Here is a 17407-nt window from a genome sequence, read left to right on the forward strand (position 1 = left end):
GATCAAATATTAAGTTGTTGATTTGTAATGATTAATGTGTTCATTAATGATTGGCACATTATTGTTATTATATCTATAAAACAATTAATAATGGATCGTACTATTCCTCGTAAAAATAGAAAAAAAGTTAAGATAATACTTGTTTCAGTTGGTATTATCGCTTTGCTATTGATCAGTTATATCACTTTTTTTCAGCATATCGCTTTAAACGTTTCTAAGAAAGAGATACGTATTCGTCCTGTAGAAGAGAACTTCTTCGAAGAGTATATTTCTTTTCAGTCTCAGGTAGAACCATTGCATTCTTTGTTAGTTAATATCACAGAAGGAGGAGCGGTGATGGAGAGATTAGTAGAGAATGGTAGTATGGTAGTACAGGGACAACCTTTAGTAAGACTGTATAACCCGAGTTCTGAGTTTAACTTTATGTCTCAAGAAGCTTCTCTGATTGATCAAATGAATAATTTGAATGTGAATAAGATGAATATTCGTAATCAAGAGTTAAATTTAACGAAAGATTTGATAAGCATCGAGTACGATTATAAGAATGCAGAGCTACAGTATGATCTGAATAAGAAATTATATGATCAAGAGATATTGTCAGAGAGTGATTGGAACAAAACAAGAGAGGCTCTAACATATCAAAAAAAGCGTAAGGCGCTGATGGAAGAGAGTATCCAAAAAGAGAAACAAAGTAATGCGTTACAAGTAAAACAAATAGATCAATCGATAGCTGTCATCAATAGAAGCTTAGAGCAGCTAAGAGAGAATAAACAGAATTTCTTATTAAAAGCACCTGTATCGGGGAGGCTGTCATCGTTCGAGGCTATATTAGGAAAGACGTATAACGGAGGAGAGAGTATCGGTAAGATAGATGTGATGGAAGGATATAAGCTAGTCGCACAGGTAGATGAGTTCTATCTCGATAAAATAATGCTTAAGCAGAGAGGGCAGATCGATATGAAAGGGCAGATCACGAATGTAGAAGTGATCAAAGTGTTGCCTGAGGTGAAGAGCGGTAGATTCGAAGTACACCTGGCTTTCGATACAGAAAAGGAATTAAAACTACAGGAAGGGACGACTTTCGGAGTGAAGTTATTCTTGTCAGGAAAAGAGAAAGCGCTCTTATTACCTAAAGGTAATTTCTTTCAAGACACAAAAGGAGAATGGGTATATGTAGTAAAAAACAATAAGGCTACAAGAAGGAATGTAGAGATAGGACGCGAGAACCCTGCTTACTATGAAGTGATATCGGGCTTAGAAGTAGGAGAAGAAGTGATCGTATCAAGTTATAAAGATTATTTAAGAGTAGAACATTTAAACATAGAAGAATAATTATGGTAATAACTATTAATCAAATGTCTCGTGTATTTCAGACAGAAGAAATAGAGACAACAGCTTTAAATCAGGTTTCTTTAAATGTAAAAAAAGGAGAGTTTATCTCTGTTATGGGACCTTCAGGATGTGGAAAGTCAACGTTGTTAAATATCATCGGACTATTAGATAATGCGAGTAGTGGAAGCTACCTGTTATTAGACAAGGAGATGGTGGGATTAACAGAAGGTCAGCGAGCACAGATTAGAAAAGAAAACATCGGATTTATATTCCAAAACTTTAATCTAATCGATGAGTTGACAGTGTATGATAATATAGAACTTCCTCTAATCTATAATAAAGTACCTAGTAGTGAGCGCAAGAAGAGGGTAATGGAGATAGCAGAGCGCTTAAATATAGTACATAGATTAAAACACTATCCACAACAGTTATCAGGAGGACAACAACAACGTGTGGCTGTAGGGCGTGCCTTGGTAACGAACCCTAAGATTATCCTAGCCGATGAGCCTACAGGTAACTTAGATAGTAAGAATGGTAACGAAGTAATGGAATTATTAACAGAACTGCACCAACAAGGAGCTACAATCATCATGGTGACTCACTCGAATCACGATGCTTCGTACTCAGAACGCACGATTTTAATGAAAGATGGAATGATCTTATCAGAGAAAATGAATACTAAAATCGTAGATGTTTTTGCAGAATAAAAACACAGAATTATGATACGTTTTTTATTAACACTTGTAGCTGCGCTATTGTCCTTCATCATGTATGGACAAGGTAAGCAAACGGTTACTATAGCAGGTGGAGTACAGAGTATAGAAGTATCTTCTATAGTGATAGTTAATGTTGATGCAACTAGGGATTCTAATACAGTAGAAATAGTCACTGATAAGGAGAGCCCAGAAGAGTTAGTACAAATCAGACAGGTAGGAACTAAATTGTCTATTGAATCCAAATCTCCAAACAGAAGATATAAAAGTATAGGAAAGATTACAGTGAATGTTTCTCAGAAGTCAGTACTTACTTATTACGCTAGTGCTATGGCTAGAATAGTGGTGTCTGGTAGAGTATCTGGTGATAGCGCTAAGATATCTGTTGATGGGGCTGGATCTATAAATGCTAATTTCTCTGTGAATACAATCAGTATTAATGTAGACTCAGCCTCTAAGTATGTAGGTAATGTAACAGCGAAGACGATGAAGGCTAATGTAGACTCAGCAGGTCGTGTGGAAGTGACAGGAGATGTCGAATCCCTTGTAGTCAATGTGGATAGTGCAGCGACATTCGCAGGCAAAGGCTTAAAAGCAAAAACAGTAAAAGCTGAGGTAGACTCTATGGGGAAGGCAGAAGTGTATCCTACAGAAAGTCTAAATGCTTATGCAGACTCTATGGGTAAAGTGGTGTACTATAATACACCAAAAGAATTAAAGAAATATACAGATTCTATGGGATCAGTTAAGGCAGGTAATTAGTGTTATGCTAAAGAATTGGTTTAAAATATATATTAAAAATATCAGCAACTCTAGATTGTTCTTTTTGTGGAATATCATAGGGTTAGCTATTGGTATGGCTTCTGTTATCCTAGCAGTGACTTACTATAAGAGTGAGTATAGCTATAATAGATGGATACCTAAGGTAGGTAATATGTATGAAGTAAACCTAGAGATGGGAAAACAATCCAATTCTATCTATATCCCTGCAGGGGTAGGACCTTATTTATTAGAGAATCGATTAGCTGAAGACTACTGTTACTACGCGTTAGAGTATTTAGATTTCTATGGGGAGAGTAAAACAGAACAAGGAGTTGTAAGTAAGATATTGAATACACAAGATACGTTCTTTTACTTTTTTCCTTTTGAATTTAAGTATGGCGATAAAGATAGACTGTTCATAGATGACTATTCTATAGCAATATCTTCTAATCTAGCTACTCGTTTTTTTGGAGAGGCTAATCCTGTCGGAGATACACTTTCGTTAGCACATCAGAAGTATGTGATAAGAGGGGTGTATGAATTAAATCAACGTGCTACAATTATGCCTGAGGTTGTACTTGCTTCTATAGACTTTGATGATATGGAAGAGTATGAGTTATGGCAAGAGAATGTAGGTGGACTCGTGTTTAAAAAAGCAGAAGGAGTAGACCAGGTTAAGTTATTAAAAGAACTAGAAGAAGTTTACTACAATAAGAAAAAGAAGAATAAATACTTCGATGATAGAGGAGATGAGGTTACTTCTAAGTTAGTTCCATTAGCAGAAGCTCGATTTGAATCTAAGCAGAGTACTCTATTAGAAGGGAATACGAAGAGAGAAACAATAGGGTTAATCAGTGGGTGTTCGTTCTTAATCTTTTTACTGACTGTAGTGAACTATATCAGTCTGAATCAGTCTAATGTATTAAGTAGAGCAAAGGAGTTGTCTCTAAGAAGAATTATAGGAGCTTCAAAAGGACAGTTGGTATTACAGTTACTTTTTGAGACGGTACTGAATGTCTTAGTTGCGTTAAGTATCTCTTTGGTTTTAGTAGAATTGAGTTTACCTATTTACAACAGTTTTTTACATCAACACTTAGTATTCTCTTGGGAAGCTATGGGGATTTTGATTTTACTGATAGGTGGAGGAATTATTTGCCTAGGAGGTTTGTTACCTGCTTTATACGGTAGTATTATCGCTAGACAACACACTAAGGGAGGGCAAGTACAGCTTCATTTAAGTATCTCTAAGTGGAGAATGACATTCGTGGGAATACAGTTGGTGATTGCTTTCTTTTTCTTAATCGCTGGATGGCTAGTGTATAATCAGGTGGATTATATGCAAAGCAAAGAATTAGGATTTAAAGGAGAACAGGTATATCAAGTCAAGCTATATACACAACAGATCAGACGTAAGATGTATAGATCATCTAAAGTCATAGAGCAAATAGCGGATATAAAAGGGGTGAAAGGTGTAGGGCTGTCTACGATCTCTTTTAAAGGAAATAGTATGAATACGAACCATACGGCTTATTACCAACAACAGAAAATAACGGACTTCATCATGGATGGGGTAGATGAAGGGTATATACAGATGATGGGATTCAATATGCTGGCGATTCAGGAGGATATAGATGAAGATCTCCCAACCGTATATGTCAATGAGAAATTTGTTACTCAACTAGGTAAACAACCTAGTGATGTAGTAGGAGAGGTCATAGCGTATGACAGTAATACATTTATCATAAAAGGGGTAATAGGAGACTTTAACCGAGACGGATTTGAAGAGAGTATAAAGCCAATGCTTCTGTTTCACTGGAGAGATATAGAGTTTTTGCCTTATGGTATAGAGTCTCTATCTGTGCAGATAGATCCAGAGATAAAGGAAGAAACTCTAGAACGTCTACAAGCGTTCTGGATAGTGAATGTTGATTATGAGTATCCGTTTGAGGTGATGGCTGTGAAGAAACAGTTTGCTCAGACTTATCAGAAAACATTATCACAGCGCAATATGTTTATGCTGTGGAATGGAGCAGTAGTGTTGATCGCTCTGTTCGGACTCTACGCGGTGATGTCCTTTGCAATAGAACAACAATTAAAGGAAATCGTGATCAGAAAAGTATTAGGGGCTAGTGAGAAAGAACTCTATCTGAAGTTATTAAAGCCTTTTATATATGCTCTGGGGATTACTTATGTATTAGTACTATACCCTACATATTGGTTGATGAGTAAATGGTTAGATAGGTTTGTAGATCATACAGATATTTCGGTTTACCCATTTGTACTTTCTTTAGTGCTACTCTCTGTTTTAGTCTTTGTGGTTTTAGCAAGTAAGCTGTATAAGGCTGTTAAAATCAATATTATTAATTATATCAAATACGAATAAAAATGTTAAAGAACTGGTTGAAAATATATTGGTACAATACGATGAAGCACAAGATGTATTTCTTGTTGACAGTAGTAGGATTAACACTAGGTATTGCGTCAGTTGTATTAGCATCATTATACTATCTAGAAGAGTCTAGTTATGATCAGTGGAATCCGAATAAGGATGAGGTGTATCTCGTAGAGACTGTAGCTCCGAATTTCTCTATGACAGATCAGTTCCGTCCTATGGGAAGGTATCTAAAGGATAATTATAAGGAACTAGATGATTATATGTATTTTGGATATAATGGTTCTTTAAATTTTATTTATAATGAGAAGACAATAGATGTAAAGGATACATATACTGTACAAGATAACTACTTTGAGTTTTTTCCATTCGAGTTTGTATATGGGAATACTGAAAAAGCATTAGTTAACCCTAATGATGTAGCAATAGATATTAAGATCTCTGAAGCACTATTTGGGGAAGGAGTAAACCCAATAGGTAAGACAATAGAAGCTATTAATCCAAACTATGATAGTCAGGGTAACACTAGGTTTATAATCTCTGGTGTATACAAAATAGGAGACCTACGCAGTTCTTTTGCTCCTAATGCAGTTATGAATAATTTGACTGAAAAGTCTAGGGACAGTGATGACTGGACGAAGGAATTTGGATTAAATCTATGTGTGAAGACTAAACAGCCTGAAAAAATTAAAAAGGCTATAGTGGAGCTTAGAGATAAATATGTTGCCATTCCTAATGCAGAGAAGGATGGTCTAACATTAGAGCAATATAAAGAAGAAGAGCCTTTTAAATACTATACAGGAGATATTGTATTAAATAAGCTTGCAGATGCTCGTATGCTACCGAATAAAAGGTTATTCCCTGCAGGTAGTGCAAATGTGCAAATGTTAAACATAAGTATCTTCTTATCTATGACGATACTCTTACTTTCTATTTTTAATTATGTCAATCTATCATTAACGCAAGTAGTGAGTAGAGGAAAAGAAATAGGAATGAGAAGAGTAGCTGGTGGAGGTAAGAGAAGTTTTTATCAGCAGAGTATTTTTGAAACTGCTATTGTGGTTATTCTTTCTTTAGTATTAGCTATTTGTATTATTGAGCTCATTCTGCCTTATATCAATGTGTATTTAGAGACGAATATCACATTTTCGTTTATCAATGATTTAGCTGTTCTTATCGTTATTGCCACTTTAGTGATTCTGATATGTGGTGGTATTCCTGCTTTTTTTGTTTCAAGATTTGAGACTGTCAAATTATTAAAAGGAAATATAATAGGAACTAGAGGAGGTAAATGGCTTAGTAATGGTTTTTTAGTTCTTCAATTTACAATAGCTTGTTTCTTTATTATAGGTTCTATCATCGTCAATGCACAAGTAAGTTATATGCTCAATAAAAGTCTTGGTTTTAAAGGAGATCAAGTTATTAATATAGAGTTTCTTAATCATAATAGTTATACAGGGAAACGTGCTACTAAATATGCAAGCTTTAAAGCCGAACTAGAAAAGATTAGAGGAATTGAGTCGGTATCTACTAGTACTATAGGTTTTGGAAATACTTCAAATGGTGTATTTGGCACCTATCATAACAACGGGAAAGAGAATTTGATGATTAGTAATGTTATGATAGACTATGATTTCTTCGATGTATTAGAGATTAAGCTAAAAGAAGGTAGGATGTTATCTGCTCAATTATCTTCTGATAGTTTAGATAATGTGGTGGTGAATGAGACTTTTGTTCGTAGGATGAATTTGACTAATCCTCTTGATACTTCAATAGAACAGTTAGGCAAGAAGAAAACAGTAGTGGGAGTAATTCAAGACTTTAATATCGATAGACTTGAAGTAAAAATATTGCCATCTGTATATTCTTATATGCCAGAGACTAAGCATAGCTATGGGATGTATTCTGTTATATACATAAGGGTGGCTCCAGAATATTTTAGTAAGACTATTGTAGATATCGAGAAGCTGTGGAAGCAGTATAATATAGAAGAAAGGGATGTGTTTCAATACAAGTTTGTAGATAAGCAGTTTGCAGAGACTTTCCATAAAGTACAGATGGAGAAGAGAATATTTAATATTCTAAGTACTGTAGTTGTATTCATTGCTTTATTTGGACTGTTTGCCGTATCGTCTTTTACGATAGGAACAAAGCTAAGAGAAGTAGCTATTCGAAAGGTATTAGGAGCTGAGATTTTCGGACTGTTAAGACAGTTGTCATTTCAGTATGTAATTTATTGCTTGGTTGGGTTCGGTATAGCAGTATTCCCTAGTTATTACTTTTTAAATAAGTGGTTAGCGAACTATGCGTATCGCATAGAGATCGGATGGAGTGTGTACGTGTATAGTTTGTTGTTGATTTTAGGATTGACATTGTTGATTGTTATCAGTCGTGCTTATAAGGCGACTAGAGTAGATGTATTAAAGTATATCAAATACGAATAGAGATGTTAAAGAACTGGTTAAAGATTTATTGGTACAATACGATGAAGCACAAGATGTATTTCTTGTTGACAGTAGTAGGGTTGGCGATAGGTATTGCGTCAGTTACATTAGCATCGTTATATTATCTAGAAGAGTCTAGTTATGATCAATGGAATCCTTATAAGGATGAGGTTTTTGTTTTAGAGTCTAAAAGTGATCAGATCTCTAGTAATAGTCAGCCCTTTGCACTAGGGTATTTCTTAAAAGAGAATTACCCTATAGTGGAAGATTATATGTACTATAATGGGGTGTATTTTAGAGGAAATGTAAAAATAGATGAGAAGGAATATACTATTGAGAAAGTAATATATGCTCAGAAGAATTTCTTTTCTTTTTTTTCTTTTGAGTTTGTTTATGGCAATGAGAAAACAGCGTTTAATAATCCAAATGATATTGCTATAGAACTAGAATTAGCTGAATTATTATTCGGTAAGAATGTTAATCCATTAGGAGAAGAAATTGAGATAAATGATGTTAAGTATAGTGTATCTGCTGTCTATAGAATAGGACATGATATAAGAAGTTCTATGAGTCCTAATATTGTAATAGATAAGTTAAGTACTGAAGAGATAGCGTCTAGAGGAGATTGGTTTACAAGTAATTATAATTTAGTAGTTAAAACCAAAGATAAAGAACAGACTAGAGTCGCTATTGATAATTTATTCTATAAACATTTTTATTCTGTTTTAGCAGAGTCTAAAGGAGTTTCTGTAGAAGAATTTGTAGAGACGACTTTTAAAAGCTTCTATGCTAAGAGTTATTTATTACCCTTAAATGGCGCTAGGATGAATGCAATAGGTTATTTTTTTCCTGAGGGAAATACTAATCTATTGATGTTGAAAATTATAGTGGGACTTTCTGTTATGATTCTATTGTTATCGATATTTAATTTTATCAACCTAGCACTATCTCAGTCTCTGAATCGAACTAAAGAAGTTGGGGTGAGAAAGGTTTTAGGCGCAAATAGAAGTTTAATTATTAGTCAAGGGCTTTTAGAGTCCTTTATAACAACAGGAATAGCTTTATTATTAAGTGTTATTATTTTAGAATTATTAGTGCCGTTCATAAATGTATTTGTGGGTACAACGATTGAGTTCTCGTTTTTTAAGTTTATAGGCTTATTATCGAGTGTATTAATAGTTGTCACTCTCTTGGTGGGTATCTTACCAGCACTATATCTCGATAAGATGGATACGTTATCAGCACTTAAAGGTTTTATCTATAAAAGCACTAGTGGAAGAGTAATAAAGAATAGTTTTTTAGTTCTACAGTTTGTTATTGCTAGTTTTTTTATCACAAGTGGGATATTGATACATCAACAGGTTAATTATATGCTTAATAAAGATCTCGGCTTTAAGGGGGATCAGGTAATAGGTGTATTATTTAAGGAAAATAGAGAATACGATGGGACTTCTGATCGATTAAATCAATACTATAATTTTAAAGAGGAACTTCTACAAATAAAAGGAGTGGAGGATGTGTCAACAGCTTCTTCACACTTTGGAAGTAATGCATTATCTAATACGTTTACTTATCATTCATATCAATCAGAAGAGTTCTTAGTCGAACAAATAGGAATGGATTATAACTACTTTGATTTATATGATATAAAGATGAAACAAGGGAGGAATATATCTTCTCAGTTTGCTTCAGATAGTATTAATAACATTATTGTCAATGAGGCCTTCGTTAGAGAAATGAAACAGAAAGAACCACTAGGGAAGTTTATAGAAGGCAAAGGTTTTAAGTACACAATCATAGGTGTGGTAGATGACTATAATAATGAAAGATTAGCAAACGAAGTAAAACCTAAGATTTACTACCACTTTCATACTAATCAAAGGATAAGAAATAATTTTCTATATGTCTCTATTAAATTAAGTAAAGATAAGATAGAGTCTACTCTAGATGCTGTTGAAAAAATATGGAAGAAATATAATATAGATAGTAAAATTCCTTTTGTTTATGAATTTGTAGATCAACGTTATGCGAAAACTTTTGACCGTGTGTTATTAGAGAGAAAAGTATTTAGAGTATTAAATTATACAGTTGTATTCATTGCTTTATTTGGACTGTTTGCTGTATCGTCTTTTACGATAGGAACAAAGTTAAGAGAAGTAGCTATCCGAAAGATACTTGGAGCTGAGACTTTCGGACTGTTAAGACAATTGACATTTCAGTATGTAATTTATTGCTTGGTTGGATTTGGAATAGCAGTATTCCCTAGTTATTACTTTTTAAATAAGTGGTTAGAGAATTATGCGTATCGCATAGAGATAGGATGGAGTGTGTATGTGTATAGTTTGTTGTTGATTTTAGGATTGACATTGTTGATTGTTATTAGTCGTGCTTATAAAGCGACTAGAGTAGATGTATTAAAGTATATTAAATACGAATAGAGATGTTAAAGAACTGGTTAAAAATATATTGGTACAATACGATGAAGCACAAGATGTATTTCTTGTTGACAGTAATAGGATTGGCGATAGGGTTATCAGCTGTGATTATTTCGTATTTATATTATACTGAAGAAATGTCTTATGATACTTGGCACAAGGATAGTGATCGTGTATTTATGGTTGAGACTAAGTTTAGTGAAGAGGAGAGCTGGCCAATGTTATCTTATCCATTTGGATCTAAATTAAATGAAATATCTCCTGAAGTAGAAGCATATTCTTATGTAGATAATAGCTATGATGATGGAATGTTACTGCGTAATGGAGAACTGCTTTCTTATACCAAGGCTATTAGCGTACAGTCTAATTTCTTTACTGTATTTCCTTTTGAAATAGTAAGTGGAAGTCAACTACAACCTTTTGATGCCCCAAATCAAGCATATATAAAAGATACATATGTAGACTATTTATTTAAAGATAAAGATCCTATAGGGCAGACTATAGTGATATGGGATGTCTCTTATGTAGTAAAAGGAATATTTAAAGAAGCAAATACATTAAGTTCTATCAATCCTAATATCATAATAAATGATTTAGATGAAAGGGAGAAAGAAGCAGTAGAGAAAGGGTATTGGGGAAATTTTAGTTCTGCTTTATGGGTAAAACTCAAGGATACGCAGTCTAAAGAAACTATAGAGAAAAGGTTACTCGCTATATATGATGAGTATGTCATGTTGCCTGAGGCTAATAAAAAAGGTATATCTGTAGACGAGTATAAAAGAAGTAGAGGGGAGCGTTATTTTGGTTATTATCTACATGATTTAAAGGGACAACGTTTTGAGAAAAATATTGATATAAATGCATTACCAGAAGGGAGTGCTAATGTTAATAGAATATATATAGCTATAGGTTTATCATTGCTAATCTTATTGTTATCTGTATTTAATTATATTAATATTACTACAGTACAGGTGATGGATAGAGGTAAGGAAGTGGGTATGCGTAAAACTTTTGGTGCGAATCGTTTAAGTCTGATATATCAAAACTATTTTGAATCAACTATAACGGTACTAATATCTATAGTATTGTCTTTTGTAATAGTAGAATTCTCTTTACCTAGTTTAAGAGTGTTTTTTAAGGCACAGTTAATCTTCGATTTGTTTGATTTTATACTACAATTACTAATTTTCTTAATATTAGTAGTTTTTTTAGTGGGAACTATACCTGCTCTGTATGTATCTAGTTTTAAAACAATAGAAGTTTTAAAAGGTAATATAAAGAGAAGTAAGAAAGGGGTGTGGTTTAAAAATCTTCTATTAACAGTTCAGTTTATTGTTGCTTGTTTTTTTATTATAGGATCTTTTATTATTTATCAGCAAGTGAGTTATATGTTGAAAAAAGATTTAGGATTTCAGGCTGAACAAATAGTAGGGGTGACATATAATTTTAAGAAGGGTATAAACAATAAATATGACGTGTATAAGAGATTAAAAACAGATGTTTTAAATCTAAGTAATGTGGAAGGAGCGAGTGCGTGTTTATTAGATATTGGCGGTAGTAGATATGTGTCTTCAGGCTTTAGTTATAAAGAAAAAGATGTGCAGCCTGGTATAGCTGCAATAGATTATGATTTCTTGGAATTATATCAGATTGAAATGAAAGAAGGAAGAATGTTATCAAAGGATTTAGCTAATGATAGTATTCAAAATATTTTGATTAATGAGAAAGCAATGTCCATAATGGGGGAGTCACAGCCTATAGGCAAGAATATAAAATGGAATGGAGGGGAATATACTATAGTAGGAGTAGTAAAGGATTTTAATCTAGTAGGACTTAGAGAAGATTATAGACCATTATTATTTGTTACACTGTCTAATAATCAGTGGGGAAACAATATGAAAGAGATGTCTATTAAGATAAAAGCTGACAAGGCTGAGGAAACAATGAAGGCTATTGAAGAGGTGTGGAAGAAACATAATATAACTGATTTACCATTTCAGTATGAATTTGTAGATAAGCGATTTGCTAAAAGTTTTGAACGGTCTTTACAGGAACGAAATGTATTCTTAGTATTGAATTCTTTGGTTGTTTTCATTGCTCTTTTTGGATTGTATAGTTTGGCATCATTTACGATTAACTCTAGGTTAAAAGAAGTTGCTATACGCAAAGTATTAGGTGCGAGACCTAAAGATCTGATACAGAAGTTAACAGGGCAGTACATTGTGTTTTGTTTAATAGGTTTTGGAATAGCTGTATTTCCCAGTTATTACTTCTTGAATAAATGGTTAAGTGATTATGCTTTTAGAATAGAGATGAGTGTATGGCCATTTATATTTTGTTTTGTCATCATTATAATATTGACATTACTAATTGTTATCAGTCGTGCTTATAAAGCGACTAGAGTGGATGTATTAAAATATATTAAATACGAGTAGTATGATAAAAAACTGGTTAAAGATTTATTGGTACAATACGATGAAACACAAGATGTATTTCTTGTTGACAGTCATAGGGTTGGCGATAGGATTATCAGCTGTGATTATTTCGTATTTATATTATACTGAAGAGATGTCTTATGATACTTGGCACAAGGATAGTGATCGTGTATTTATGGTAGAGACTAAGTTTAGTGAAGAGGAAGGCTGGCCATCATTATCTTATCCTTATGGAGAGGTTTTAAAGGATATTTCAGATCGTGTAGAAACTTATAGTTATTTAGATGCTCATTATCAGGGAGGTGTAGTGTTGATCAATGGAGAGGCTAAAGTTTTTGAAAAAGCTAGTTTTGGGCAATCAGCGTTTTTTGACGTATTCCCTTTTGAGATTGTACAAGGAAATAAAATAAAACCTTTTGATGGACCTAATCAGGTATTTATCAAGGATACTTATGTGAAATATCTATTTAAAGATGAAGAACCTGTAGGGCAAGTAATTCTTTTGTGGGGAAAGACATTTACAGTAAAAGGAGTTTATAAGGAAGCAGAAACACTGAGTTCTATAAATCCTAATATGGTATTTAATGTTTTGGACGAACGAGTAGAAAATGCTATAGGTAGTAATGGTTGGGGAAATTATAGTTCAGCACTTTGGATTAAATTAAAAAGTCCAGAGTCAAAAGAGTTGATAGAGAAACAATTATTAAGTATATACGACGAAAAAGTGATTGCTCCTGTAGCAAAAAGCAAAGGACTCACGATAGAGGAACTAAAAAAAGAAAAAGATTATGTATTGACATTTTATTTACATGATTTAAAAGGACAACGGTTAGTTAATTCGAATCAAAAAAACGCTTTGCCAGAAGGAATAGCGAATAGAAATAGAATTTATATTGCTATAGGTCTTTCAAGTCTTATCATGTTATTGTCAGTATTTAATTATATCAATATTACTACAGTACAAGTAATGAATAGGGGTAAAGAGTTAGGTGTACGCAAAGTATTAGGAGCTAATAAAGCAAGTACAATGCTGCAAAACTATTTTGAGTCAGCTGTAACAGTACTTATATCTATTATCATTTCTTTAGTTATAGTTGAATATGCTCTTCCTAGTCTGAGAGTGTTTTTTAAAGCTAAATTGTTGTTTAATGTTTTGGAATTTGTGCCTCAGGTTTTATTGTTTCTAATAACTGTAATTTTTTTAGTGGGAACAGTGCCTGCGTTCTATATTTCTAGTTTTAAAACAATAGAAGTTTTAAAAGGAAATATAAAAAGAAGTAAGAAAGGAGTTTGGTTTAAGAATACATTACTAACAGTTCAGTTTATCGTTGCTTGTTTTTTTATCATCGGTTCTTTGATTGTTAATCAACAAGTGAATTATATGCTTAACAAGGATTTAGGTTATAATGCAAATCAGATAGTAGGGGTACCGTATAACCTTAAAAGAGATCTTGTAGAGAATACTCTACCTATCTATAAAAGACTAAAAGCAGATATTCTTAAAATAAAAGGAGTTGAGGGGGCAAGTGCGTGGTCATTGGCAATAGGCGGAAAAAATTATTCGTCTGTAGGATATTCTTATCAAGGCAAACAAATACAGGCAGGTGTAGCAGCTATGGATGATGATTTTTTAAAACTATTTGATATTAAATTAAAAGAAGGAAGAGCACTGTCTCAAGATTTTGCTTCTGATAGTATAAAAAATGTATTGCTAAATGAAAAGGCAATAACAATGATGGGTATTACTGACAATGCTTTAGGAAAAGAATTTGAATGGAATGAAGAGAAAGTTACTATTGTTGGGGTTGTAAAGGATTTTAATTTGTTTGGATTGCATGAAGATTATCGTCCAATGATATTTATGTCATTAGATTTTGAACAAGGATGGGGGAGCAATATGAATGAGATGTCTATTAAGATAAATACGGAGAATGTTAAAGAGACGATGGAAGCTATAGAACAGGTTTGGAAAAAACATAATATCTCTGATTCACCTTTTACTTATGAGTTCGTAGATAAGCGTTTTGCACAGAGTTTTGAACGGTCTTTACAAGAGCGCAAAGTATTTTTAGTCTTGAATTTATTGGTTGTTTTTATTGCTCTTTTTGGATTGTATAGTTTGGCATCATTTACGATTAACTCTAGGTTAAAAGAAGTTGCTATACGCAAAGTATTAGGTGCGAGACCTAAAGATCTGATACAGAAGTTAACAGGGCAGTACATTGTGTTTTGTTTAATAGGTTTTGGAATAGCTGTATTTCCCAGTTATTACTTCTTGAATAAATGGTTAAGTGATTATGCTTTTAGAATAGAGATGAGTGTATGGCCATTTATATTTTGTTTTGTCATCATTATAATATTGACATTACTAATTGTTATAAGTCGTGCTTTTAAAGCCACTAGAGTAGATGTATTAAAGTATATCAAATACGAATAGTATGATAAAGAACTGGTTAAAAATATATTGGTCTAATGTGCTGAAGAATAAAGTCTATTTTATTCTAACATTAGTAAGTTTAGGAGTGGGTTTTGCCTCTGTTATCTTGTCATTCGTGCATTACAGAGAAGAGTCATCTTATGATCAGGCGAATCCGAATAAGGATAATATTTTCACAGTAGAGTCTATTCTGAATGCAGATACGAGTTGGATGAAGTTACCATATCCTTTTGGTTCTAAGTTAAAAGAAGAGTCTTCACATATCATTGATTATACTTATTTGGATAATTATTATGGAGGTGGGACAATGACTGTAGATGGGGTGAAAAAAGGTGTAGAAAAGGTAGGATATGTAAAGTCTAACATCTTTGACTTTTTTCCTTATGAGATTGTAAAAGGAGATAAGAATAAGCCATTTAATGGGCCGAATACTGCTGTTATTACTGATGAGTATGCTAAGCAATTATTCAATGAAGAAGATCCGATAGGTAAATCTTTTGAATACAATAAGGATACATATGTAGTAAGTGCTGTGTATAAACTAGGGAAGAACAGGAATTCAATAATGGCAAATATACTGGTTAATGCAGTTGATCAATATGAGAAAGAGGGAATAGAGCAATGGGGTAATTATAACTCAACTATTTGGTTAAAGTTAGACGATGCTAAGTATACTACCGAAGTGGAAGGGCTAATAAAGGATATCTTGATTAAGCAAGTGTATGTATCGCTAGCGAAGGATGAAGGATTGAGTCTTGAGGAGTATATGAAAAAAGAAGAAGGTGTGACACTGGAGGAGTTTAAGAATCTAAAAAATAAAGGATATAAACTACATGTCTTAGCAACACAAAGAATGCAGAATAACTCTGACTTAAATGGTACTCCTGAGGGAGCAACTAATGTTGGGAGATTGAATATCATGATAGGCCTTTCTTTATTGATATTAGTATTATCTGTATTTAATTATATCAACTTAAGCACTGCCCAAGCGATAGGTCGTACACGAGAAGTTGGAATTAGAAAGACATTAGGTGCGACTAAGAAGAATTTGATATTACAAGGGTTATTTGAGGCTCTAGTTACCTCTATACTAGCTTGTATTATTGCTTTTGTATTGATTGAGTTTACGATGCCATGGTTAAAAGTATTCTTAGATTCACAGATGGAAATAGAAGTATTTTATATACTACCATGGTTGCTATTGTTCATTGTGATTATTGTTTTATTAGTAGGTATTATTCCTGCTTTATTTACTGCTAGTTTTAAAACGTTAGAAGTTCTGAAAGGAGAAGTAAATAAGAGTAAGAAAGGTAAGACATTAAAGAACGTCATGTTAATAGTACAGTTTACGGTGGCTTGTTTCTTTATGGTTGGAAGTTATATTGTATATGGGCAAGTAACTTATATGTTAAATAAGGATCTTGGGTTTAAAGGAGATCAAGTGGTAGTCATTCCTTTCATTAGTAAAGGTCCTTATGAGGAGAAGATTAATATATATCAATCTCTGAAAGAGGAGATCACAAGGCTCAATGGAGTAGAGAATATGTCTATCGCTTCGATCAGTATAGGGAGTAGTTATGGTAGTTCTTCAGGTTTTATACATAATGGAAATAGAATACAGGGTATTAATGTAGGAATGGACTATAACTATCTAAATACTTTAGATATAAAGCTGAAAGAGGGAAGAGGTTTATCACCTGAATTTGCGACTGACTCTATCTCTAATATATTGATTAATGAACGTACTGCCTATGAAATGAAAGAAGAGCATCCTATAGGAAAAACAATAGAGTGGAACGGTAATAAGCTGACAATAGTAGGTGTGGTAAAGGACTTTAATCTATATGGTCTTAAATCTAACTATGCTCCTCTAGTCTTCTTTAGTTTAAAAACAATTCCTTGGGTGGGATTAAATAGTAGACAGATTACAGTCAAGGTTAAAGGTGATAATGTTGAGAAGACAATGAATGAAATAGCGAAGATATGGGCGAACAGGGATATCTCTGACGAGCCTTTTAGTTATGAGTTTTTAGATAAGCAATATGCAAAGACATTTAATAATGTAAAGAAAGAGAGAGATATTTTCTTAACACTAAATGGAATAGTTGTGTTTATTGCTTTGTTTGGATTGTATAGTTTGGCTTCTTTTAATATTAATAACCGCCTAAAAGAAGTAGCTATTCGCAAGGTGCTGGGGGCTAGTTCCTCTAGCTTATTAAAACAATTGTCTGTACAGTATGTAGTGATGTGTCTAGTAGGTTTTGGTATTGCTATATTCCCTAGTTATTATTTCTTAAACAAATGGTTGAGTGATTATGCTTTTAGAATTGATATTAGTGTAGAACCATTTATCATTTGCTTGATTGTGATACTAATATTAACAGGCGTAGTTGTGTTCTTAAAGGCATGGTCAGCAACAAAGATCAATGTACTGAAATATATAAAATATGAATAACC

General features: G+C 33.1%; 9 protein-coding genes. All 9 read left to right on the plus strand.

Translation table 11 applies throughout. From position 1 onward, the window contains the following. The first annotated feature begins 90 nt into the window (after nucleotides 1–90). Genes MODO_RS06245 through MODO_RS06285 form a run of 9 tightly spaced genes read left to right on the plus strand, consistent with a single transcriptional unit; the run spans nucleotide 91 to nucleotide 17405 of the window. Nucleotides 91–1332 (plus strand): efflux RND transporter periplasmic adaptor subunit, encoded by a 1242-nt coding sequence (locus MODO_RS06245; protein ID WP_156860084.1) that lies wholly within the window; start codon nucleotides 91–93, stop codon nucleotides 1330–1332. 23 nt (nucleotides 1333–1355) lie between these two features. Continuing rightward, a complete protein-coding gene (locus tag MODO_RS06250; RefSeq protein WP_006259800.1) occupies nucleotides 1356–2039 on the plus strand; it encodes an ABC transporter ATP-binding protein in 684 nt (227 codons plus the stop codon). Between the two features lie 12 nt (nucleotides 2040–2051). Beyond that, a complete protein-coding gene (locus MODO_RS06255; RefSeq protein WP_006259799.1) occupies nucleotides 2052–2807 on the plus strand; it encodes a GIN domain-containing protein in 756 nt (251 codons plus the stop codon). 4 nt (nucleotides 2808–2811) lie between these two features. Next, nucleotides 2812–5190: an ABC transporter permease gene (locus MODO_RS06260; RefSeq protein WP_006259798.1), complete on the plus strand. Its 2379-nt coding sequence runs from the start codon at nucleotides 2812–2814 to the stop codon at nucleotides 5188–5190. A gap of 2 nt (nucleotides 5191–5192) precedes the next feature. Continuing rightward, nucleotides 5193–7643: an ABC transporter permease gene (locus tag MODO_RS06265; RefSeq protein WP_006259797.1), complete on the plus strand. Its 2451-nt coding sequence runs from the start codon at nucleotides 5193–5195 to the stop codon at nucleotides 7641–7643. 2 nt (nucleotides 7644–7645) lie between these two features. Then, nucleotides 7646–10081: an ABC transporter permease gene (locus MODO_RS06270; protein ID WP_006259796.1), complete on the plus strand. Its 2436-nt coding sequence runs from the start codon at nucleotides 7646–7648 to the stop codon at nucleotides 10079–10081. Nucleotides 10082–10083: 2 nt separating this feature from the next. Then, nucleotides 10084–12513 carry an ABC transporter permease gene (locus MODO_RS06275; protein ID WP_006259795.1) on the plus strand — a complete coding sequence of 810 codons (2430 nt, stop codon included), beginning with the start codon at nucleotides 10084–10086 and terminating at the stop codon, nucleotides 12511–12513. A 1-nt stretch (nucleotide 12514) separates the two neighbouring features. Next, nucleotides 12515–14950, plus strand: a complete 2436-nt coding sequence (locus MODO_RS06280; protein WP_006259794.1) for an ABC transporter permease — start codon at nucleotides 12515–12517, stop codon at nucleotides 14948–14950. Between the two features lies 1 nt (nucleotide 14951). Beyond that, nucleotides 14952–17405 carry an ABC transporter permease gene (locus tag MODO_RS06285; RefSeq protein ID WP_006259793.1) on the plus strand — a complete coding sequence of 818 codons (2454 nt, stop codon included), beginning with the start codon at nucleotides 14952–14954 and terminating at the stop codon, nucleotides 17403–17405. Nucleotides 17406–17407 lie beyond the last annotated feature (2 nt).

The organism is Myroides odoratimimus (assembly GCF_001485415.1).
In the GTDB taxonomy this organism is placed as follows: domain Bacteria; phylum Bacteroidota; class Bacteroidia; order Flavobacteriales; family Flavobacteriaceae; genus Flavobacterium; species Flavobacterium odoratimimum.

Excerpts from the sequence above, each read along its gene's own strand:
- MODO_RS06285 (WP_006259793.1), top strand. The coding sequence starts at position 14,952 with ATGATAAAGAACTGGTTAAAAATATATTGGTCTAATGTGCTGAAGAAT.
- MODO_RS06245 (WP_156860084.1), top strand. The coding sequence starts at position 91 with ATGGATCGTACTATTCCTCGTAAAAATAGAAAAAAAGTTAAGATAATA.
- MODO_RS06275 (WP_006259795.1), top strand. The coding sequence starts at position 10,084 with ATGTTAAAGAACTGGTTAAAAATATATTGGTACAATACGATGAAGCAC.
- MODO_RS06255 (WP_006259799.1), top strand. The coding sequence starts at position 2,052 with ATGATACGTTTTTTATTAACACTTGTAGCTGCGCTATTGTCCTTCATC.
- MODO_RS06270 (WP_006259796.1), top strand. The coding sequence starts at position 7,646 with ATGTTAAAGAACTGGTTAAAGATTTATTGGTACAATACGATGAAGCAC.
- MODO_RS06280 (WP_006259794.1), top strand. The coding sequence starts at position 12,515 with ATGATAAAAAACTGGTTAAAGATTTATTGGTACAATACGATGAAACAC.
- MODO_RS06265 (WP_006259797.1), top strand. The coding sequence starts at position 5,193 with ATGTTAAAGAACTGGTTGAAAATATATTGGTACAATACGATGAAGCAC.
- MODO_RS06250 (WP_006259800.1), top strand. The coding sequence starts at position 1,356 with ATGTCTCGTGTATTTCAGACAGAAGAAATAGAGACAACAGCTTTAAAT.
- MODO_RS06260 (WP_006259798.1), top strand. The coding sequence starts at position 2,812 with ATGCTAAAGAATTGGTTTAAAATATATATTAAAAATATCAGCAACTCT.